Origin of the sequence: Teredinibacter haidensis, from assembly GCF_014211975.1 — a bacterium.
Lineage (GTDB): Bacteria > Pseudomonadota > Gammaproteobacteria > Pseudomonadales > Cellvibrionaceae > Teredinibacter > Teredinibacter haidensis.
On the sequence record NZ_CP060084.1, the window covers coordinates 1 to 20,323 of the forward strand.

Annotated in this window: 18 protein-coding genes; 13 read left to right on the plus strand and 5 right to left on the minus strand. The window is 47.6% G+C overall.

The annotated features are described in order from the left end of the window. Positions 1-631 precede the first annotated feature (631 nt). On the minus strand, positions 632-3,310 hold the full coding sequence (adhE, locus tag H5715_RS00005; protein WP_075188321.1) for a bifunctional acetaldehyde-CoA/alcohol dehydrogenase: 2,679 nt from the start codon (positions 3,308-3,310) through the stop codon (positions 632-634). A gap of 400 nt (positions 3,311-3,710) precedes the next feature. On the opposite strand from adhE, the gene H5715_RS00010 reads away from it, so the two are divergent. Continuing rightward, positions 3,711-4,847 (plus strand): glycoside hydrolase family 5 protein, encoded by a 1,137-nt coding sequence (locus H5715_RS00010; RefSeq protein WP_075188322.1) that lies wholly within the window; start codon positions 3,711-3,713, stop codon positions 4,845-4,847. Positions 4,848-4,980: 133 nt separating this feature from the next. On the opposite strand, the gene H5715_RS00015 is transcribed toward H5715_RS00010, so the two are convergent. The 4 genes from H5715_RS00015 to H5715_RS00030 are packed head-to-tail and all read right to left on the minus strand — an operon-like array spanning position 4,981 to position 7,238. After that, positions 4,981-5,394: a CBS domain-containing protein gene (locus H5715_RS00015; protein WP_075188323.1), complete on the minus strand. Its 414-nt coding sequence runs from the start codon at positions 5,392-5,394 to the stop codon at positions 4,981-4,983. Beyond that, a complete protein-coding gene (locus tag H5715_RS00020) occupies positions 5,391-5,741 on the minus strand; it encodes a P-II family nitrogen regulator (protein WP_075188324.1) in 351 nt (116 codons plus the stop codon). The genes H5715_RS00015 and H5715_RS00020 overlap by 4 nt, the downstream gene beginning before the upstream one ends. Beyond that, positions 5,731-6,513: a DUF1538 domain-containing protein gene (locus H5715_RS00025; protein ID WP_075188325.1), complete on the minus strand. Its 783-nt coding sequence runs from the start codon at positions 6,511-6,513 to the stop codon at positions 5,731-5,733. Before H5715_RS00025 ends, H5715_RS00020 begins: the two co-directional genes overlap by 11 nt. A gap of 2 nt (positions 6,514-6,515) precedes the next feature. Further along, positions 6,516-7,238 (minus strand): DUF1538 domain-containing protein, encoded by a 723-nt coding sequence (locus H5715_RS00030; RefSeq protein ID WP_075188326.1) that lies wholly within the window; start codon positions 7,236-7,238, stop codon positions 6,516-6,518. 203 nt (positions 7,239-7,441) lie between these two features. Here H5715_RS00030 and ruvC point away from each other — a divergent pair, with 203 nt between their 5' ends. The 12 genes from ruvC to H5715_RS00090 all read left to right on the plus strand — a co-directional run bounded on the left by ruvC (position 7,442) and on the right by H5715_RS00090 (position 20,299). Continuing rightward, positions 7,442-7,975, plus strand: coding sequence for a crossover junction endodeoxyribonuclease RuvC (ruvC, locus tag H5715_RS00035; RefSeq protein ID WP_075188327.1), 534 nt, complete (start codon positions 7,442-7,444; stop codon positions 7,973-7,975). Positions 7,976-8,733: 758 nt separating this feature from the next. Next, complete coding sequence (locus H5715_RS00040) at positions 8,734-11,655, plus strand: TonB-dependent receptor (protein WP_075188328.1); 2,922 nt, start codon at positions 8,734-8,736, stop codon at positions 11,653-11,655. A 67-nt stretch (positions 11,656-11,722) separates the two neighbouring features. Beyond that, positions 11,723-13,240 carry a tryptophan halogenase family protein gene (locus H5715_RS00045; protein ID WP_075188329.1) on the plus strand — a complete coding sequence of 506 codons (1,518 nt, stop codon included), beginning with the start codon at positions 11,723-11,725 and terminating at the stop codon, positions 13,238-13,240. Between the two features lie 438 nt (positions 13,241-13,678). Continuing rightward, positions 13,679-14,299, plus strand: coding sequence for a Holliday junction branch migration protein RuvA (gene ruvA / locus H5715_RS00050; RefSeq protein WP_075188331.1), 621 nt, complete (start codon positions 13,679-13,681; stop codon positions 14,297-14,299). Positions 14,300-14,335: 36 nt separating this feature from the next. Beyond that, on the plus strand, positions 14,336-15,382 hold the full coding sequence (ruvB, locus tag H5715_RS00055) for a Holliday junction branch migration DNA helicase RuvB (protein WP_075188332.1): 1,047 nt from the start codon (positions 14,336-14,338) through the stop codon (positions 15,380-15,382). 11 nt (positions 15,383-15,393) lie between these two features. Next, positions 15,394-15,807, plus strand: a complete 414-nt coding sequence (gene ybgC, locus H5715_RS00060) for a tol-pal system-associated acyl-CoA thioesterase (protein ID WP_075188333.1) — start codon at positions 15,394-15,396, stop codon at positions 15,805-15,807. Continuing rightward, positions 15,808-16,500 (plus strand): protein TolQ, encoded by a 693-nt coding sequence (gene tolQ, locus H5715_RS00065; protein ID WP_075188334.1) that lies wholly within the window; start codon positions 15,808-15,810, stop codon positions 16,498-16,500. It abuts the gene before it with no gap. A gap of 9 nt (positions 16,501-16,509) precedes the next feature. After that, complete coding sequence (gene tolR / locus H5715_RS00070; protein ID WP_075188335.1) at positions 16,510-16,932, plus strand: protein TolR; 423 nt, start codon at positions 16,510-16,512, stop codon at positions 16,930-16,932. Beyond that, positions 16,932-17,693 carry a cell envelope integrity protein TolA gene (tolA, locus tag H5715_RS00075; protein WP_075188336.1) on the plus strand — a complete coding sequence of 254 codons (762 nt, stop codon included), beginning with the start codon at positions 16,932-16,934 and terminating at the stop codon, positions 17,691-17,693. The genes tolR and tolA overlap by 1 nt, the downstream gene beginning before the upstream one ends. After that, positions 17,690-18,994: a Tol-Pal system beta propeller repeat protein TolB gene (tolB, locus tag H5715_RS00080; RefSeq protein ID WP_075188337.1), complete on the plus strand. Its 1,305-nt coding sequence runs from the start codon at positions 17,690-17,692 to the stop codon at positions 18,992-18,994. The genes tolA and tolB overlap by 4 nt, the downstream gene beginning before the upstream one ends. A 53-nt stretch (positions 18,995-19,047) precedes the next feature. Continuing rightward, positions 19,048-19,530 carry a peptidoglycan-associated lipoprotein Pal gene (gene pal, locus H5715_RS00085; RefSeq protein WP_075188338.1) on the plus strand — a complete coding sequence of 161 codons (483 nt, stop codon included), beginning with the start codon at positions 19,048-19,050 and terminating at the stop codon, positions 19,528-19,530. 16 nt (positions 19,531-19,546) lie between these two features. Continuing rightward, on the plus strand, positions 19,547-20,299 hold the full coding sequence (locus H5715_RS00090; protein ID WP_246434811.1) for a YbgF trimerization domain-containing protein: 753 nt from the start codon (positions 19,547-19,549) through the stop codon (positions 20,297-20,299). The last annotated feature ends 24 nt before the right edge of the window (positions 20,300-20,323 follow it).

Consider the following 20,323-nt stretch of genomic DNA (forward strand, 5'->3'; position numbering starts at 1 on the left):
TACGCTCTGACGATTGTGACTAGGCCGTAGAGCCGTAGCTGTTCCTGACGGGGAATCGGAATCGTTTAGCTCCCGTCTAAAAAGTTCTTTGCTTGTTCATGGCGCTAAGGATGCAATTCGAGCAGCGCTATGGACCTATATCCCCACTTTACCTACCTAATGGCCTCTTTGGTGGTGAGGATAAAGCGCCTAAATATTGAGGACCGGGTTCGGGTATATTATTTGGGGCTATGCCGATAATTGTTACTATTAGGAAGAGGAATCGCCCTGTCCGAATGTTGCTACTTATAAAGCTCTTGCGTAAAACTGATTCGTGCTTACCGGCCGTCGATGAATGCTCGATTAGGTCGGAGTAGCATATTTTCTAGTTCATATGAGCGTAGGGCTGTTGGTAGGGGTTTTAGTGTCCCGTTTTGGGATTGAAGGCAGCAGCTTATTATCGGGTTTTTTGGTTAGTGTGGAAATATTGATGAATAACAGTGCTGTTTGTCACTGGTTAATAAGATGAGACACTTGCCCTGCGCTAGGGTTTATGATCTGTTTTTTCGATCAAAAAAAACGGACTCTCGATTTTATTCGGAGCCCGCTTTGTTTGTTTTAAGTCACCAAAAATACAGTGTACTTAGCTTGTTTAGGCGCTCTTTTTAGATATCTTCTTTGCCTTGGGAAGCTCGATGAGCTCAGCTTCTTCGCGATCATACTCCTCGGTGTACGCCCGTCCGTAGTAGGAGTCGAGAAGAATCTGCTTCAACTCACTAATCAGAGGATAACGAGGGTTGGCACCAGTGCACTGATCATCAAAGGCTTCTTCTGCCAGATTATCTACTTTAGCTAAAAAGTCTGCTTCTGATACACCAGCAGCTTTAATCGACAAAGGGATATCCAATTCGACTTTCAATTCGTCGAGCCAAATTAACAGGGCCTCGACTCTATCTGCGGTACGCTCTTGATTAAACCCGAGTGCCTGTGCCACTTCACCGTAACGTTGAAGCGCTTTTGGTCGATCATATTGCGAAAAGGCCGCTTGCTTGGTCGGGATATTAGTCGCGTTATAGCGAATAGTATTGGTTAGCAATAAAGCATTTGACAGACCGTGTGGTAAGTGGAACTCGGCTCCCAACTTGTGAGCCATACTGTGGCAAATACCCAAAAATGCGTTCGCAAATGCAATGCCGGCAATGGTCGCCGCATTGTGCACTTTTTCTCTAGCTACAGGATCTTGCGCACCGTTTTTGTAGCTGCTGGGCAAATAAGTCTTCAGCAGCTTAAGTGCCTGCAACGCCTGGCCGTCCGAATATTCATTGGCCAGAATAGAAACATAGGCTTCCATTGCGTGAGTTACCGCGTCGTAACCGCCGAATGCTGTTAATGGGCCAGGCATGTTCATTACTAGGTTGGCATCAACAATAGCCATGTTCGGTGTTAGTTCGTAATCCGCAATAGGGTACTTTTGCCCAGTCTTATCATCAGTAACAACAGCAAAAGGTGTTACCTCTGAACCCGTACCGGAAGTGGTGGTGATCGCGACTAACTCGGCTTTTTTGCCCATTTTGGGGAATTTGTAAATTCGCTTACGAATGTCCATAAAGCGCAGTGCAAGCTCTTCGAATGATACTTCTGGATGCTCGTACATAACCCACATGATTTTTGCCGCATCCATTGGCGAGCCGCCACCGAGTGCGATAATAACGTCGGGCTGGAAACTGTTTAGTACATCTACGCCTTTGCGTACGATACTAAGGGTAGGGTCTGCTTCAACTTCGTAAAAGACTTCGGTATCCAAGCCTTTGGACTTTAATAACTTCACCAGGTCAGAAACGTGGCTAGTATTGTTAAAGAGATAACGGTCGGTAACAATGCATGCGCGTTTTTTGTGATCGAGGTCGTCCATAGCAACAGCTACGGAACCGCGACGAAAATAAATAGATTTTGGTAGTTTGTGCCAAAGCATATTTTCAGCTCGTTTTGCGACAGTTTTTTTGTTGATCAAATGCTTGGGACCAACGTTCTCAGAAATTGAATTCCCGCCCCAGGAACCGCAACCGAGGGTCAGTGATGGTGCAAGTTTAAAATTGTACAGATCACCAATACCGCCGTGGGATGCGGGTGTATTGATAATAATACGTGCGGTTTTCATGCGGCGCCCAAATTCACGGATACGCTCGTTGTTGGTATCCTGGTCGGTGTACAAACAGGAGGTGTGTCCAATCCCGCCCATTTCGACCATTTTTTCCGCTTTAGCTAGTGCATCTTCGAATGTTGAAGCGCGGAAAATCCCAAGTGTTGGCGATAATTTTTCGTGAGCGAAAGGCTCGCTCTCGTTTAATTCTGCGCCTTCACCAATCAAAATTTTGGTATTAGACGGAACTTTAATACCAGCCATTTTTGCTATGTCTACGGCGCTTTGGCCAACAATTTTGGCATTGAGAGCACCGTTAACCAGAATAACTGCGCGTACGGCGTCTGCTTCTTTCTTGTCTAGGATGTAACCGCCGTAATTTGAAAAGCGTTCCTTAACGGCATCATAGACCTCATCCATAATAATCGCTGCTTGCTCTGAAGCACACACAACGCCGTTATCGAAGGTTTTAGACATTAAGATCGAAGAGACTGCGCGTTTAATATCTGCGGTTTCATCGATGACGACGGGAGTGTTACCCGCGCCAACACCAATTGCGGGCTTACCTGAAGAGTAAGCGGCCTTCACCATGCCGGGGCCACCGGTTGCCAAAATTAAATTAATGGCAGGGTGGGTCATAAGCTGGTTAGATAGTTCAACCGATGGCTGTTCTATCCAGCCAATAATATCTTTAGGTGCACCGGCTTCAACTGCGGCGTCTAATACAATACGCGCAGCTTCACAGGTGGAATTTTTCGCTCGTGGGTGTGGAGAGAAAATAATACCATTACGTGTTTTAAGGGAGATTAGCGCCTTAAAAATTGCTGTAGACGTTGGGTTTGTAGTGGGGACAATACCGCAAAGAATGCCGATTGGCTCGGCAATTGTCATTGTGCCGAACTCGTCGTCCTCTTCCAAAATGTCACAGGTTTTATCATCTTTGTACTTGTTGTAAATGTATTCAGATGCAAAGTGGTTTTTAATCACCTTATCTTCAACAATACCCATACCGGTTTCTTTCGCAGCCATCTTTGCCAGTGGAATACGGGCATCTGAAGCTGCTAAAGCAGCTGCACGGAAGATTTTGTCAACCTGCTCTTGTGAATAGTTTGCAAAAATCTTTTGGGCCTTTTGGACCTTTTCGACCAATGCATTTAATTGCTGTAAATCGGAGTTGTTTTGATTACCCAAGGTGTCTACCTCCAGTTTGGGTTTGCAGTGATATCTCACTTTCTACCAATGGAACGCGTACGTCGTTGTTAGGACGAACTATTTGAGAACCATTCTCTTGTATTGCTTAAAGTTTAACGCATTTTAGGTGTTGTTACGTATGTACACGTTGATATGTGTCATTAGTAACAGTAATTCACGATTGTTAGGGGGTTAGAGTCTCACCCGAGGTGTGTGACCGGGTGCTTTGTTGCCATTGTCTATGACTTCAGCGGTGATGTATTTATTGTTAGCCTAGCACAAAGATCCATGTGCTGTGAGAGACATCATAATGTATACTTTTCCGCCAGGTTTACCGGATCTTTCCCATATCGATCAGCCGGGGAGTGGCATCTGAATGTTCCCAAATAGAGGTCGTTGAATGAAGATTAAAAGTTTTTTGTGGTTTCCCATTGTTGCGCTAGTGCTCTTTGCCCAAATTGGATGGGCGGGTTTCTCCGTTAGTGGCACCAAGCTTTTGGATGCCAACGGGCAACGTTTTGTTATGCGTGGAGTGAATCATGCTCACACCTGGTATAGGAATGAACTGAGTACTTCGTTAGAGGATATCGCGAGTACTGGTGCAAACACTGTTCGCGTTGTGCTGTCGAATGGCGATCGCTGGACAAAAGATTCCAGCAGTTCCGTGGCAAATATTATTGGTGGGTGTAAAGCTAACCAGCTGATATGTATGTTGGAGGTTCATGACTCTACGGGCTACCCCGAGCAAAGTGGATCTACGCACTTAAGTAACGCCGTTGATTATTGGATTGAGATTGGCGATGTGCTGAAGGGTGAAGAGGATTACATCCTTATCAATATCGCTAATGAGCCTTTTGGTAACACGGGCGTGGCTGCAAACGATTGGAAGGACTCTCATATTGCAGCTATTACCCGCTTACGAAATGATGGTTTTACCCATACTCTGGTTGTCGATGGGCCAAATTGGGGGCAAGACCACAACGATACTATGTATAACGATGCGACTGCAGTGTTTGCTGCCGATAGCTTAAGTAACACCATTTTTAGTGTGCATATGTATCAGGTTTACGCTACTAAGGAGCGAATTGAAGACTATATTGGCGGATTTTTGGCACATAACTCTATTCCACTGATTGTTGGCGAGTTTGGTGCCGATCATCAGGGGGCGAATGTCGATGAAGACACCATTTTCGCCTATACAGAGGAGAAAGGTGTTGGTTATTTAGGTTGGTCATGGTCTGGCAATGGCGATTGTTGTGTCTCTTTGGATATTGTTGAGGGTTTTGATGTTTCCCGTTTAAGTGTATGGGGAGAGCGCCTTGTTAATGGTGCAAACGGTATTAAAGCAACGTCTGTACTGGCGTCAGTATTCGATGGTGTAAGCTCAATTAGCTCTCAGTCCAGTTCCAGCAGTTCTTTAAGCTCTAGCAGCTCATCCAGTTCTGCGGCTGGTGATTCCGGCGGTGGAGGTAGTGTGGGTTGGTTAATGCTGCTTATTCTCGTTGGTAGCCGACAATTGAAGAAATTAGTGCGTTAAAGAAAAAGCCGAGCCGTATGGCCCGGCCTTTTTTTGTGGCTAGGTTTGGGGCGAGCGAAGGCCCTCATGATGGTTTGCTGGTAAGCAGACGAGTAATGCAGTCTGTTATTTGGCGTTGGCAGAAAGGTAGGGTTTATTCTGCTCTCGCCTCAAGGTAATCTAACCAGCTCAACACAATATCGTTGTAGCTAACAACACCTATCACTTTTTCTTCCTCGATTACCGGAGCAGATGAAAGGCCAAACGAATTGAATAGGCGGGCGCAGTATTTAATGTCCATCTCTTGTCGTACGGAGACAATGGGTTTGGCCATAATTTCATAGCAGTTTACGCGCTCAGGGGAGCGATCTTTTGCAATCACATGTTTTGCGATATCTGACAGTAGAACCTGCCCCCACTCGTCATGTTCGTCACGCTTTTTGATGATGACTTTTTTATAGTTGTTCTCATTCATAATTTTCAATGCTTCTGACACGGATGTTAAACCATCAACGATGGCAAAACGTTGGTTCATAACATCGCGGCAAGTGATGACTTTGCGGCTCATAGTTCTTCCTCGACAATTTCTGATAATTCTTGTGCTTGATGGGCTATGCCTACGGCGTCTTCTACATCGATTTGGATTGCGATTCCTGTTCCCGGGCTGGAGTCAAATTCGCCCACATTGGCGATACGCTCCAATATTTGCCGGCTCAAATGCTCTTCCACTAAAAATAGCAGGACATCTCGTTGGGTTTCCAGAGAAAGGCCGAAGAATGTTTTTTTCTGCTTCAGCCCTTCTCCTCTTGCATGATTAATAATGGTTGAGCCCGTAGCACCCGCTTTGCGTGCGGCTTCCATGATGGCATTGGTTTTTGAATCCTCGGTAAAAACCAAAATCAATTTAAATCTCATCGGATGCACCTCGTTCATATCTGGAATTAATTTCACGACGGGCTTCTCTATGTGCCCGCCATTCAGCAATTTGCGCGTAGGCCATTACTGATATTATAGGGAATAGGCTTGCAAAAGCGATTAGCCCAAAGCCATCGATAAGCGGGCTTCTACCGGGTATATGTTCTGCTAGTCCAAGTCCGAGTGCGGCAACAAGTGGAACAGTTACCGTAGAAGTGGTTACGCCACCAGAGTCATAAGCAAGGGGCACAATGAGCTTAGGGGCAAAGGTCGTTTGGATAACAACAATAACGTAGCCCGCGACGATAAACCAATGAATGGGGTAGCCCGTAACAATGCGCCAAGCACCAAGTGTTATGCCAACGGCAACGCCAATAGCAACCGATATACGCAAGCCCCAGATGCCGATGGCACCACCGGACACTTGGTTGGCTTTAATGGCAACCGCCATTAAAGAGGGTTCGGCGATAGTTGTACTGGCGCCAATGGCAAAGGCAAAAATATAAACCCATAGATAACCAGTATGTGGGTCGTTAAGAGCCGTAAGTTGTTCAGCCATTAAACGGCCGACTGGGAACAAGGCTTTTTCGAGGCCCATCAAAAAAAATGAAAGCCCTATAATGACGAGAGCAAAGCCTGCGAGTACGCTAGGGAGCGCGGGTATACGCTTACGAATAATAAAAAATTGAAAGCCAAAAATAATCGCTGCAATGGGTAGCACATCCCGTACAGTGGATGCGAAAACCTGTAAATATTCAGCTATAAAATTCATGATTAGAAGACTATGCCGTAGATCATAACGAAAATCATTGGGGTAAGAGAGGCGAAGGCGATCAAACCGAATCCATCAATCATTGGGTTTCGTCCTTTAATAGATGATGCCAGTCCAACGCCTAAAGCAGTGACTAAGGGGACTGTTATCGTTGATGTGGTAACACCACCACTGTCGTAGGCAATGCCTATAATTTCTTTGGGGGCAAACATGGTGACAATAATTACCATGATATAACCGCCAACAATGAGATATTGAATTGGCCACCCTCTAAGGATTCTTAAAACGCCCACTAATATAGCGATACCTACGCTTAGAGCCACAGTCATTCTCAAGCCGTTGGCATACTGCGCCAGCGCATCTTCATTGTTTTCGATAACGCCCCCTTCTGCCGCAACGCTGGCAGCCTCTGCAGCTACCGCGATAAGCGCGGGCTCCGCTACCGTCGTACCAAAGCCGAGACAAAAAGCAAATAGGAGTAGCCAGATAACACTACCTTTACGTGCAAACGCATTGGCCATATTCTCGCCTACGGGAAAAAGCCCAATTTCCAGGCCGCGAATAAAGAGGGTTAGGCCGATGACCACCATAAGCAGCCCTCCAAGAATCTCGATTATATTGGGCAGTGCTTGCCGCAATACAACCGCCTGAAAAAATGCGATCACCAGCACAATGGGTAGTAAATCCCGTACGCTTCCTGTTAATGCTGCTATCAGTGCTTTCATATAAAGGGTATATGGCCCGAGGTTCGGTTTGATAATAGTTATAAGCCTAGCAGAAATCTGGAGAAGGTTGTTGTTGAGCGCGTGCTTGTATCCTACTGGTTACTTGAGTGTTTTGTTTGAAGCTCTAGGGGCGTTGGTGAGCAAAGGGCGCGTTGCTGCTTGTGGTAGTATGCAGCCCTCTTTTGTGGTGGGGTGCTTTTTCCATGTCTCTTATTCTAGGTGTTGATCCAGGGTCTCGTAAAATGGGTTACGGCATTATTAGCCACGAAGGTAATAAACTAACTTACATTGCTAGCGGTGTTGTACGTATTCCCAAGTCGATGCTGGCTTCTGATTGTTTGGCTGATCGGTTAAAAGTGATTTTTGACTCTCTCTCGGAAGTTATTGAGCACTACCAGCCTCAGGAGTTTGCGATCGAGCACGTATTTATGTCTAAGAGTGCCTCCTCTGCGCTTAAACTCGGTCAGGCGCGCGGTGCCGCGATAGTTGCAGCCGTTAATCAGGGGTTACCCGTTGCCGAGTACGAAGCAAGAAAGGTCAAGCAGGCGGTAGTAGGAACCGGCGCAGCAGATAAAATTCAGGTGCAACATATGGTGAAGGCTTTACTCGCCTTGCCTAAGGCACCACCGGAAGACGCTTCAGATGCCCTTGCGGTAGCAATATGCCATGCCTACGCGTTTAGTGCTTTGGTTAAGCAGGCTGGGGCCAAAAAATTTCGCCGAGGGCGGATCGTCTAGCTCGTTTCCTGTCGTTAAATTTGGCGCGGGAGCTACTGGGAAACGAGTAGGCGGGCTCAGCTTCCTGCCGTTAGTCACCTAAACGTTTAGCAGCTTGCTGCGCCCGTCGCTCTGTTTCAAGCGTCTTTTTTTAGCCAATTCCCAGGAAAATAAAATTTGTGATTTTAGATGTAGCGCACAAAAATGTAACCGGTTACTATGGTCCTCGATAAGAATAATGTTAGCCTGATCGGCTGTGTAAAAAGTAGGCGAATGTGTGTTTTTACGCTGTATATAATCCGCATAGAAAAAGAATTGCTTCGCTCTGGATCATAGAGTTAATGGATCAGGTGGAACGTCAGTAGTGATTTTAGGTTGGCTCAAGTTTTCGGATAATTCGGCTTTTTCTGGGTTTTGGCGCGTTTTTCTCGCATGCAGTGGCGTCTGGGTGAGCTGTATGCGATAGCAGTTACCGCTAAAAATATCGACGCAAATCGTTCGTATCGTTTTTTACGCGTCAATATGGCGTATCTATTATTGAGCGAATTTACAGCCCTGCATTAGGCGGAGGATTACGCAATAACAGAGCAAAAAAGCGAAGCAAAATAACAAAAAATGTAATCGGTTACGCCATTGTTGCCGAACTGGCGTAGTCGCTCGGTATGCCATCCCAACCTTTCTGCTGCTCGATTGCCGAGAGGTTTGGATAGCTGTTAGAAATAGTGAAACTTGAATTTCACTACAAAATAAAATCCATAATCATTGGGAGAATTAAGGTCATGTTACGAAAAATCCCTTTTAACCGTAAGCTGCTTTCCAGCTGTATTGCGGCCAGTTTAGTCCTTGGCGCTGATGTTTCTCTAGCACAAGAAGAGTTGGAAGAAGTCCTTGTAACGGGTATTCGCAGCTCTTTGGATCGTGCTATTGATATCAAGCGTGAAGCGGTTTCAGTCGTTGATTCGATTAGTGCTGAAGACATTGGTAAGCTACCAGATGTCACTGTTACCGATGCATTGCAGCGTGTTACCGGTGTTCAAATTCGTCGTGATGCCGGTGAGGGCACCACGGTTAATGTTCGTGGCACCCCTCAGGTTGCCGTTTTTCTTAACGGCGAACAGTACTTAAGTGCCGGCGCAATTGAATCCGCGCAACCCGATTTTGCAGATATTCCAGCCGAATTACTTTCTGGTGTTGATGTTATTAAATCATCAGAAGCGAAAACGTTGTCTGGTGGTATGTCCGGTACGATCAATTTGAAGTCCCGTCGCCCCTTTGAATTGGTGGAAGGTTGGACTTTTGCCGGTTTGGGTGAAATAAATGATGGTTCCTATGTTTCTGAGAAAGGCCATAAAGTCGCGGCATTCGCTGGATTTAACGATGATAAGTTTGGTGCGTTGTTAACGGTTTCCGAGTCCAACGCTAACCTGGCAAACTACCGCTACGGAATGTTTAACGATTGGTGGTACAGAGGCTACCATGAGGATGGTTCCTGGCCGGGTTACCCCGAAGTTGATGTCACCGGCGACGGCGACACCAATGACGCGATCTTGGGCACCATTGATTACGGAATCACTAATCGTACGAGTGAGCGTGATCGTTTGGGTATTAACGGTACCTTGCAGTTTCAGGCAACAGATAATGTGGAACTGATTGCCGATATCTTCTACACCAAGATGGATCAGTATCAACGTGCCAATGGTTTGGTCGCAGATAACGCATGGGCGGAATATGACTGGTTGAAGCCTCTTCAGTTGACGAACCGGGGGCCAAGTGCTGAAGGACATACCAACGAAGATTTATACACTACCACCGTGTTTGATCTCAACGCGCTGCGTGTTACTGCCAAAGCTGAAAGTCGTGTTGAAAAGCGCGAATCTTTGAACACGAACTTCCAGGCGAATTTCATTTTCAGTGACAACCTGACGGCGACTGCGCGCTATATTCATGCAAATGCCGAGAATAACTCGACTGCAAATATTGCAGACGCAAACATCACTTCTGGTGCACAGCATGGATTAAATACCCGCGTTGCCGGAGTTGAAGCGCCTGTACACCCAAGCGGTGAAGGTCCTGGCCGAGTTCTGGTTCACGCCGATATGTCTGGCACCTACCCTAGCTATGTATACCCTGATGGGTTCGCTAACGAATTGTCTGACTACGGTTTGGTTTCCACTTTCTCCGATTTGAACGTCAACGAAGAATCTACCTTGGATGTATTTCGTTTTGATGGAAAACTGGAGTTTGACAATGGATCGTTTGAGTTCGGTTATCGATACCATAGCCGTGATGTAAGCCGTGAAGACTATGACTTTATTGCGCCTTTCACCGATAACGATGCTGATGGGAATCCTACGACTGCCTATGCTAAGTGGAAGGATTCTGGTCTGGCTATTGCTGGTGACGGCAGCGACACGATTGGTAAAACTTGGAACTTCACTGAGCTAGATAGTATGGGGTATATTCACCAGCTGAGTGACTTTGGTCCTGCAAGCTCGGGTGAAAGTTATTACTTTATTGACCCTGAAGTATTGGATGATGCTTACGGTTTCCAAGAGTCTCTCTACCCTGGAAACACCACCGTAATCAACAATGCTCGCTCTTACGAGATCAACGAAAAAAGCCACACCGGTTATATTCAGACCAACCTCTCTGGTGAGCTGGGCGTGCCTTACGACGCTAACTTTGGCGTGCAAATCGTTCGTACCTTTCTCGATATTGATCAGGTGATTGCTGGTCCGGACAACTCCGTTGTGTATGTTGATGGTCAAGAGTATCCGGGTATTGGTGGTGCACGTGGGCCAGCTATTGGCGATCGCGAAACTAAGCGAAACTACACTGACTTCCTCCCTCGTTTCAACGTATCTTTCGATATTCAGGAAGATATGAAGTTGCGTTTTGCTTACACCAAAACCATGACTCAGCTATCGGCCAACGATTTGGGTCTGGGTTTAAGTCTAACCTTCAATAACAATACTGACTTAGGTGTGTTTGAAGTTGTTAGTGGTAGCCAGGACGGTAATCCTGATATGAATCCATGGCGTGCTAACAACTACGATCTGTCGTATGAGTGGTACTTCAGTGAAACCAGCATAATCGCGGCTGGTCTGTTCTACTTTGAGGTCGATGAATATATCGCGACCCAAACTGAGCCGGTCCAGGGTGTGCCTGATTCAGATGGTGTTGTGCGTAATAACGGCATTGACGTGACATCCCGTGTTAACGCAGAAGGCGGTACGATTCAGGGAATGGAGCTGGGCTATCAGCAAGCTTTCGATTTCCTGCCTGGCGTTTTGAGTGGCTTAGGTGCAACGCTTAACTACACTTGGGCCGATGGAGAAGGCGGTGACAACGACTTCTATGGTTCTCGCATGCCTATCGCCGATTACTCAGAGCACCAGTTCAACGGTATTCTGTGGTATGAATACGAAGGTTTGCAGGCTCGCTTAGCCTATAATTATCGTAGCGAGCGTTACATTGGTAAGCCGTGGAACGATGGTCACCCTGCTGCTTGGTGGTCTGCTCCGACGTCGTACATTGACGCTTCTGTAAGCTACCAGTTTATGGAAAATTACACTGTGTACTTGCAAGGCTCAAACATTACGGAAGAGTATGAAGAAAGCTACATGCAGTGGGAAGATGTCATCGTTAACCAGAACGTTTACGAAGCTCGTTATGCGTTAGGTTTACGCGTGAAATTCTAAATTGTTCGGTATTTAAAAAGGTGAAACTAAGGGGCAGCTTGCTGCCCCTTTTTATTGGGTGTGAAAAATGAATTATGGCTCCCCTTTAAAAATGGTTATTGTTGGTGGCGGTACTGCGGGTTGGATGAGTGCCGCCATCCTGGCTCATAGCTTGAAGAGTCAGCCGGTAGATGTCGTGTTGCTGGAATCAGCGCTTATCAGTACCGTTGGTGTGGGCGAAGGTTCCACTCCAGCACTAAAAACGCTTTTCGACCAGCTGGGGATTACTGAGCAGGAGTGGATGCCTCGCTGCAACGCAACGTACAAATGTGGTATCACGTTTGAGGGTTGGTCAACAAAGCCTGGCTTTTCCCGCTATTATCATCCGTTTGCTTCGCAAATAGACAGCCACACGTTGCCTTTGTTTATTGCCAATGCTCAAGCGAGGCTAAGAGGGTTTGATACCCACGCGCATCCGAACCGCTATTTTTTATCTGCCCGTCTGGCGGATAATCATCTCGCCCCGAAGCCTCACTATAATTTTCCGTTCGAAGTCCACTACGGTTATCACTTTGATGCCGCGCTGCTTGGTCAGTTCCTAAAAGAAAAAGTACTGCAAATGGGAGTAGCCCATCAAGTTGGAACGGTCGTTCACATTAATTCGAAAGATAATGGAGGCATTGCTTCGCTATTAACGGATGAGGGCGAAAAGATCGAGGCTGATTTTTTTATTGATTGTAGTGGCTTTAACGGCCTACTTATTCAACAGCACCTTAAAACACCGTTTGAAAGCTATGGAAATGCTCTCTTTAACGATTCGGCGGTTGCCTTTGGGACTAAGGCAAGCGAAGTGCTGCCCTCGCAGACAACGGCTACTGCCTTGATGCATGGCTGGGCCTGGAAAATTCCTTTGGCCAGCCGGACTGGTAACGGTTACGTGTATTCCAGTCATTATTGCAGTGCAGACGAGGCTGAGCTTGAATTGCGGGAGCATTTGGGGGCGAAAGAAGCCGATGTTGATGTGCGGCACCTTAAAATGAAGGTGGGACGTGTGAAACAGCATTGGAGTAAAAATTGCCTGGCGGTCGGTCTGTCACAAGGGTTTATTGAGCCGCTGGAAGCGACTGCGCTATTCCTTGTTCAGCAAACGGTTGCCTTGTTTGTCGATTATTTTGGCCGAGGTAATTTTACCGATAAGCACCAAAACGACTATAACAAGCGTATAAATGAACAGTTTGATGGTGTTCGAGATTATGTCGTAACACACTACAAAACCAATTCTCGGGATGATACCGAATACTGGCGGGATGCTAGGGCAAATCCCGATGATATTTCTCAGCAGCTTAGGGCACTCTATCAGTGTTGGATGAGTGGGAAGGATCTGGCGGCAGAAGTGAAGCGTCAAAAGATGGATAGATTTTACCCTGTCCCTTCTTGGTACTGCATTTTTGCCGGAATGGGTATCTTTCCAAGTCGTGACCGCCTTAACGCAGTAGCGGAGCCGAACGCAATGGAGGCGCTTGATCATTTCGTAGCGCGTTGCGCGCTGAATTACGATTCTCATCGCGAAGTGCTATCGCGCATGAGGGAAGCGCCAGTAAAGTGAGAGTGATTTCTGGGGTGGGTTTATGGACATTGTTGGCACCAAAAAAATATGACACTAAAAATATTCGACATTTTAGTGGCGTAACGCCATGTAACCGGTTACAATGTTTGTGTGGCATCGAGTCTCTCTCTGTTTCACGATCACCTTAGCGGTGGAACAGTAGAACCGACGACACTCGGTGTTATTGAAGTATTAAGGCATACACTCTCGCATATGTCATTTTTCGGGGCAGTTTTTACTGCCCCATTTTTTTGCCTGTAGCCTTTGCGATAAGGTAATCGATTTTATCTGTTTTCAGCAAAATCCGTGTACCTGAATGTTTGCGGCGATGAATTTCATTGGCGCTCTGCGGTACACTAGCTCCTTTGTATCGCCCTCCAGACCGAGATGTTGCAGCCTGTTCGGGGTGAGAAACCAAAACGGAGCTCTTTGCCCTCTATGATTGCCAGACTTAACGGAATTCTTGTCGAAAAACAGGCCCCTCAACTGATCGTTGATATTCAGGGTGTGGGCTACGATTTGTTGGCCCCTATGTCAACCTTCTACCGCCTGCCAGAATTAAAGCAAACGGTTCTTCTACATACGCATTTTTCTGTGAGTGAAACTTCGCAGCAGCTATTCGGTTTTATCTCGAAAAAAGACCGTGATTTCTTTCGGATGCTAATAAAAGTTAATGGGGTAGGCCCCAAAATGGCCGTGGGTATTATGTCCATGGAAACGGATGATATTGTCCGCTGTGTGGGGGGCGACAACGTTACTGCACTGGTAAAGGTGCCCGGCGTTGGCAAGAAAACTGCGGAACGTTTGATTATTGAAATGCGCGATAAGCTAAAAGGTTGGATCTCGCCCGCTGGTGAGGATGGCATTACAGAGCCGCTTACCGCTGAGGCCGGTGATATCTCTCAGAATACATTGATTTCCGAGGCTGAAAGCGCGTTGGTGGCTTTGGGTTACAAGCCTACAGAAGCGGCGAAGGCCGTATCGCGGGTCGTAAAACCTGAAATTAGCCGCAGTGAAGACCTTATCAAGCTGGCATTGCGCAGCATGATCCCTGCATAATGTGGCACCTTTTTTCATTACAAAATAAAGCATTTCATGATCGAACAAGATCGTATTATTGACGGCAACGCGCAGCCGCGTGAAGAACAGCTGGATAGGGCCGTAAGGCCTAAAACGTTGGCAGAATATATTGGCCAGCCGGTTGTTCGTGAGCAGATGGAAATTTTTATTGGCGCGGCCCGGGCTCGAAAAGAAGCCCTGGACCACACGCTGGTATTTGGTCCTCCCGGTTTGGGTAAAACAACACTTGCCAATATTATCGCCGAAGAAATGGGTGGCGATTTAAAAACCACCTCGGGCCCGGTGCTGGATAGAGCTGGCGATTTGGCGGCCCTAATGACCAATCTTGAGCCCGGTGACGTACTCTTTATCGATGAAATTCATCGATTAAGCCCTGTGGTGGAAGAGATTCTCTACCCGGCGATGGAAGATTTTCAGCTGGATATTATGATCGGCGAAGGCCCTGCCGCGCGCTCCATCAAACTGGAGTTGCCTCCCTTTACCTTGGTGGGGGCTACGACGCGTGCCGGATTGCTCACCTCTCCCTTGCGAGATCGTTTTGGTATTGTTCAGCGCCTAGAGTTTTACAACGTTAAAGATCTCACTTATATCGTGACCCGCAGCGCAAATTTAATGGGCATATCGATAGAGCCGGGTGGGGCGATAGAGATTGCTCGTAGGGCAAGGGGAACACCGCGTATTGCCAACCGTTTATTGCGACGGGTACGCGATTATGCCGAGGTCAAAGGTGACGGGATTATCACCGAATCGATTGCGGATCTGGCGCTCGATATGCTGAATGTGGACAGTCATGGTTTTGATCATATGGATAGACGCCTGTTGCTGGCCTTAATCGAAAAGTTTTCCGGAGGCCCCGTGGGGGTGGACAGCTTGGCTGCCGCGATCAGCGAAGAGCGGGATACCATTGAGGATGTGCTTGAACCCTACTTGATTCAACAGGGTTATATTCTGCGCACGCCGCGTGGCAGAATGGCAACCCAAAATGCCTATCGCCACTTCGATATGGTTGCGCCCGATAGTGTCGGCGGCAAAAATCGGCAAGATGAGCTTCCCGGCTCATAAGATCAATTTTTATGACTGAATTTTCGTATCCTCAGCGAGTCTATATCGAAGATACCGATGCGGGTGGTATTGTTTATTACGTCAACTATTTAAAATTTATGGAGCGGGCTCGTACAGAGTTTTTCCGCTCGCGGGGTTTTAGCAAGCCCGCATTTATTGCTGAGGACCGGTTGATGGTTGTAGCCGCGGCTAATGTAGAATACAGGCGCCCGGCACAGCTTGATGATAGGTTAGTAGTGGGCGTGCACTTACAAAAACTGGCCCGAACCTATGTCGTGTTTGAGCAAGAAATATTTCGTGGTGACGAGCATTTGTGTTCGGGTACTATTAAAGTCGCATGTGTTCAGCAGCAAACGATGAAACCAAAAGCACTACCAAACGTTGTTGTGGCGGCTCTACGTCAATCCTTGGGGGAAAACAGCTAAATGAAACAGGAACCCTTATCCATTCTTCATCTGATAGGCGATGCAAGCCTGCTAGTACAGATCGTAATGTTTCTGTTGCTGCTGGCCTCCATGGTGTCTTGGGTGATGATTGTTCAGCGTGGAATTTATCAAAGCAAAGCCAGTAGTGCGTTTAAAGCCTTTGAAGCGCTGTTTTGGTCCGGCACCGATTTAACCCAGCTTTATCGCCAGGGCAACGGTAATGCCAACCGCAACTCCATTGAAGGTATAGAAAATATTTTTCGGGCCGGCTTTAAAGAGTTTACCCGTTTGCGTCAGCAGGGCAGTACCGATCCGGACGCGATTATGGAGGGTACACAGCGGGCGATGCGTGTGGCGCTGACACGCGAAGAGGAGAAGCTTGAAAGTAATCTTCCGTTTTTGGCGAGTGTTGCTTCGGTTAGCCCTTACATCGGTTTGTTCGGGACGGTGTGGGGTATTATGAACTCTTTCCGCGGCTTGGCGAATGTTCATCAGGCCACATTGGCTACTGTGGCTCCGGGTATATCCGAAGCTTTGGTGGCAACGGCCATGGGCTTGTTCGCCGCGATTCCGGCTGTTCTCGCTTACAACCGTTTTTCTGCCAGCGCGGAACGATTAACCACTCGCTACGAAACTTTTTCCGAAGAGTTTTCTTCGATTCTGCACCGTCAAGTGCACGCAAAAACTCCATAGAGAAGAACCATGGGCGGAAAAGCAAAGCGTAAGCCAATGGCTGAGATTAACGTGGTTCCCTACATCGATGTGATGTTGGTGCTGCTAGTGGTGTTTATGGTGACGGCACCTTTGCTGATGCAGGGAGTGAAAGTGGATTTGCCGCAAGCGCCATCCACCCCAATGGAAAATAAAGACGATGAGCCTTTGATCGTGTCGGTCAAGCCCGATGGAACGTACTATTTGAACTTGGGAGGCGAGCAGGAACAGGCGAAACCGTTAGCATCCATTACGAACACCGTGGCTAAAGTGTTGCGACAAAAACCTAATACTCCTGTGCTGGTATGGGGCGATACTCATGTTGAGTATGGTTTGGTGGTGTCACTAATGACAGAGCTGCAAAAGGCCGGGGCCTCTTCGGTTGGTTTGGTAACTGACCCTCCCTCAGATTAATGACACTAATCCGTTTCTACCTAATTCCCATTACCGTCAGCTTGCTATTGCACGGAGCCGTGATCGCTGCTCTGCTGTATGGCTGGGAACGGGCACCGGAAGCAAAACGGATCGCACCACCGAAATATATAGAAGCCAAATTGGTCGAACTGAAACCAAAAACCAAGAAGAAAGCTTCTGCCAAGAAAAAACCTAAGGTTGTCGATGTGGTGGCAAAGCGAAAGCAGCAGGAGAGAAAGAAGCTGTTGGCAGAACAAAAACGCCAAAACGACATCAAGAAAAAGGAGCAGGAAGAGGCCGCCAGAAAAGCCGCAGAAAGGAAAAAGCGCGAGCTGGCGCTGGCGAAGCAGCAGGATCAGGACCAAAAATTAGCCGAACAGCAAAGACGTGAGCAATTGCAGCAGGAGTTTGAGCGAGCGCTGGAAGAAGAGGAAGGGTTGCTGCAGGAGGACGAGTTCGCGACTGAGGCCGCTGGTTACGCTGATGTGATCCGGCGCAGAATTGAACAGAAATGGAGCCGGCCACCTTCCGCCCGAAATGGAATGCGTTGCGAATTAACCATAGACATGGTTCCCAATGGGCGCATTGTCGATGTGAACATTAAAACCAGTAGTGGTAACCTCGCGTTTGATCGTTCAGCGGTGGCTGCCGTGAAAAAAGTGGAAAATTTCCCCGAGATAAAAGACATTCCCATTGCTGTTTTCGAGCGCCACTTTCGTAAATTTAGTTTAGGTTTTCAGCCAGAGGATTTGAGACAATGATAAAAAGAATAGCGCTGACAATGCTTGTGCTAAGTTTGTGCTCTTTTGCCAGAGCAGAGTTGATGATCGAAATTACCCAGGGAATGGATAATCCAACGCCAATTGCCCTAGTGCCTTTCGGTGGCAGCAATGGCCTGCGTGAAGACGTGGCCGCGATAGCCTCGGCAGATTTATTGCGTAGCGGTTTCTTTCGTCCCATTCCGGTAGCCGATATGCTGCAAATGCCGCAGAAAGAAGCAGATATTTTTTATCGTGACTGGCGCATATTGGGTACAGAGTTTCTTGTCATTGGCAATATGCAGCGCGGCAGCCAAGTGGATGCGGAGAACCCGAATCAATTTGTGCTCGAATACGCCTTGTACGATGTGTTGGGCCAGCGCAATCTTTTCAAGCGTGTTATTAGTGGCGGTGAAAGTGAGTTGCGTGATCTGGCGCATAAAGTCAGTGATGCAGTCTATGAAGCCATTACCGGTATCCGCGGCGCTTTCAGTACAAAAATACTTTATATAGAAGACTTAAATCGAGCTGGGGCAGGGCGTTACCGCTTAGTGACGGCTGATGCCGATGGAGCACGTGAAAAAGTTTTGTTTTCGTCTCGGGAGCCACTGCTATCGCCGAGCTGGTCCAGCGATTTGTCGCAGGTTGCTTATGTATCGTTTGAAACCTCGCGCCCGGCAATCTTTCGTCAGAATCTGTTAACGGGTGTTCGGGAGCAGCTAACAAACTTTCAGGGCCTTAACGGCGCGCCTGCCTGGTCGCCAGATAATAAAACGCTGGCGCTGGTGCTATCCAAAGATGGTAACCCGGAAATTTATACACTGGAAATCGCAACGCGAAGGTTAACACGTGTAACACGGCATTTTGCGATTGATACCGAGCCGAATTGGACTGCGGATGGTAAAGGTTTAATATTTACCTCGAATCGTGGCGGTAACCCACAAATTTATCAAATTGGACTTGAATCCGGGCGCATAGAACGCTTAACCTTCGAGGGTGATTACAACGCCAGACCAAGGGTGTCGCCAGACGGCAAAAGTCTTGTCATGGTTAACCGTTATAAAGGCGTGTTCCATATCGCATGGCAGGATATTGCATCGGGTGATATGCGCATTCTGACGGAAACGTGGCTTGACGAATCGCCAAGCATAGCGCCTAATGGCGCCATGTTGTTGTACGCTACTCAGTACAATAATAAAGGGGTTCTTGCTGCTGTATCGATGGATGCAGGAGTGAAATTTAGACTGCCCTCTAAGCAAGGAGATGTAAGGGAGCCTGCGTGGTCTCCTTTCGTTAACGAGTGAACAGGGTAAGAAACGGGGTTGATACGCTTTACTAACACTTGGGAGTGATAAAAATGACTAACACATTGAAAACCTTTTTAACCTTGATCGCAGTGATTGGCTTGCTGGCAGGTTGTGCATCTAAAACGACAACTGAAGATGCTCCTGTTGAAGCAACTCCAGAGCCAACACCTGAGCCAATGGTGGTCGCTGATCCTTATGAGGCGATCCAGAATCTGGCTACTGTATTCTACTTCGACTTCGACCAGTCTATCCTCAAAGCGGAAGCGCGTTCTGCTCTGATGATTTACGCCGAAGTTCTGAAAGAAGCTCCCAAGTCTATTCGCTTAGAAGGTCATGCCGATGAGCGCGGTACTCGTGAGTACAACATGGCTTTGGGCGAGCGTCGCGCAAATGCCGTTCGTGACTTCCTGGTACTGCAGGGCGTAGATTCTTCTTACATCGAAACAGTTAGTTACGGTGAAGAAAGTCCAGCGGCTATTGGCAGCGGCGATGGTTCATGGTCTCAAAACCGTCGTGTCGAAATCAAGCTGTAATTAGTTACACAAATTGATGATATTAAAATCACTCGCAGCCGCTATCGTTTTGGTAGCGGCTTCTTCCGTTTTTGCGCAGGTAGAAGTTGTCGATCGCTCTCCCGCCGGCGTATCTCGGATGCCGCCCCCGATGACGACTCCACCGCCGCCTAATAATTCGGCTCAGCAGGCTGGCGAACTTTATTACCAGTTGCAGGTATTGCAGCAGGAGGTTCTGGAGTTGCGCGGTATGATCGAGCTGCAGGCGCATGAGATTAAGCGTCTGAAGCAGCAGCGCCTGGATGATTATCTGGACCTGGATCGACGTTTGAGCGCATTGGGACAAGGTAAGCAGGTTACTTCGGCTGGGGATGCCGTGGTTCCAGAAGCTGCTCAAGCGGCTCCTGCACCGGAAGAAGAGATTCGTCACTATCGCGCTGCTATTGACCTGGTCTTAAAAAAGCAGCAATACGATACCGCTATTGTGGAGCTGAAAAAGCATCTAGCAACTTATCCCCAAGGGCGTTATGCGGCTAATGCCACCTATTGGTTAGGTGAGATTTACCTACTGAAAGGTGAGCTGGAACAGTCGCGGCAATGGTTCAGCCAGCTACTGGCAGATTTTCCTGGGCACCGCAAAGTGCCGGATGGCAAGTTCAAGCTGGGCAAGGTTTATCATTTAATGGGTGATGAAGCTCAGGCTCGCGCACTACTGAATGAGGTGGCCGCCTCCTCGACGGGAGCGTCTAAGCTAGCTAAAAGCTATCTACGAGAACACTTCGGTCCATAAGCCTCCCAAAACCGCTGTAATCAG

Bases quoted from the DNA above. Each gene is read 5' to 3' on its own strand.
- tolR (WP_075188335.1), top strand. From the start codon at position 16,510: ATGGGCGGAAAAGCAAAGCGTAAGCCAATGGCTGAGATTAACGTGGTT.
- tolA (WP_075188336.1), top strand. From the start codon at position 16,932: ATGACACTAATCCGTTTCTACCTAATTCCCATTACCGTCAGCTTGCTA.
- H5715_RS00040 (WP_075188328.1), top strand. From the start codon at position 8,734: ATGTTACGAAAAATCCCTTTTAACCGTAAGCTGCTTTCCAGCTGTATT.
- H5715_RS00090 (WP_246434811.1), top strand. From the start codon at position 19,547: ATGATATTAAAATCACTCGCAGCCGCTATCGTTTTGGTAGCGGCTTCT.
- tolB (WP_075188337.1), top strand. From the start codon at position 17,690: ATGATAAAAAGAATAGCGCTGACAATGCTTGTGCTAAGTTTGTGCTCT.
- H5715_RS00010 (WP_075188322.1), top strand. From the start codon at position 3,711: ATGAAGATTAAAAGTTTTTTGTGGTTTCCCATTGTTGCGCTAGTGCTC.
- ruvA (WP_075188331.1), top strand. From the start codon at position 13,679: ATGATTGCCAGACTTAACGGAATTCTTGTCGAAAAACAGGCCCCTCAA.
- H5715_RS00025 (WP_075188325.1), bottom strand. From the start codon at position 6,513: ATGAATTTTATAGCTGAATATTTACAGGTTTTCGCATCCACTGTACGG.
- ruvB (WP_075188332.1), top strand. From the start codon at position 14,336: ATGATCGAACAAGATCGTATTATTGACGGCAACGCGCAGCCGCGTGAA.
- H5715_RS00020 (WP_075188324.1), bottom strand. From the start codon at position 5,741: ATGAGATTTAAATTGATTTTGGTTTTTACCGAGGATTCAAAAACCAAT.
- H5715_RS00045 (WP_075188329.1), top strand. From the start codon at position 11,723: ATGAATTATGGCTCCCCTTTAAAAATGGTTATTGTTGGTGGCGGTACT.
- ruvC (WP_075188327.1), top strand. From the start codon at position 7,442: ATGTCTCTTATTCTAGGTGTTGATCCAGGGTCTCGTAAAATGGGTTAC.
- H5715_RS00015 (WP_075188323.1), bottom strand. From the start codon at position 5,394: ATGAGCCGCAAAGTCATCACTTGCCGCGATGTTATGAACCAACGTTTT.
- H5715_RS00030 (WP_075188326.1), bottom strand. From the start codon at position 7,238: ATGAAAGCACTGATAGCAGCATTAACAGGAAGCGTACGGGATTTACTA.
- ybgC (WP_075188333.1), top strand. From the start codon at position 15,394: ATGACTGAATTTTCGTATCCTCAGCGAGTCTATATCGAAGATACCGAT.
- tolQ (WP_075188334.1), top strand. From the start codon at position 15,808: ATGAAACAGGAACCCTTATCCATTCTTCATCTGATAGGCGATGCAAGC.
- pal (WP_075188338.1), top strand. From the start codon at position 19,048: ATGACTAACACATTGAAAACCTTTTTAACCTTGATCGCAGTGATTGGC.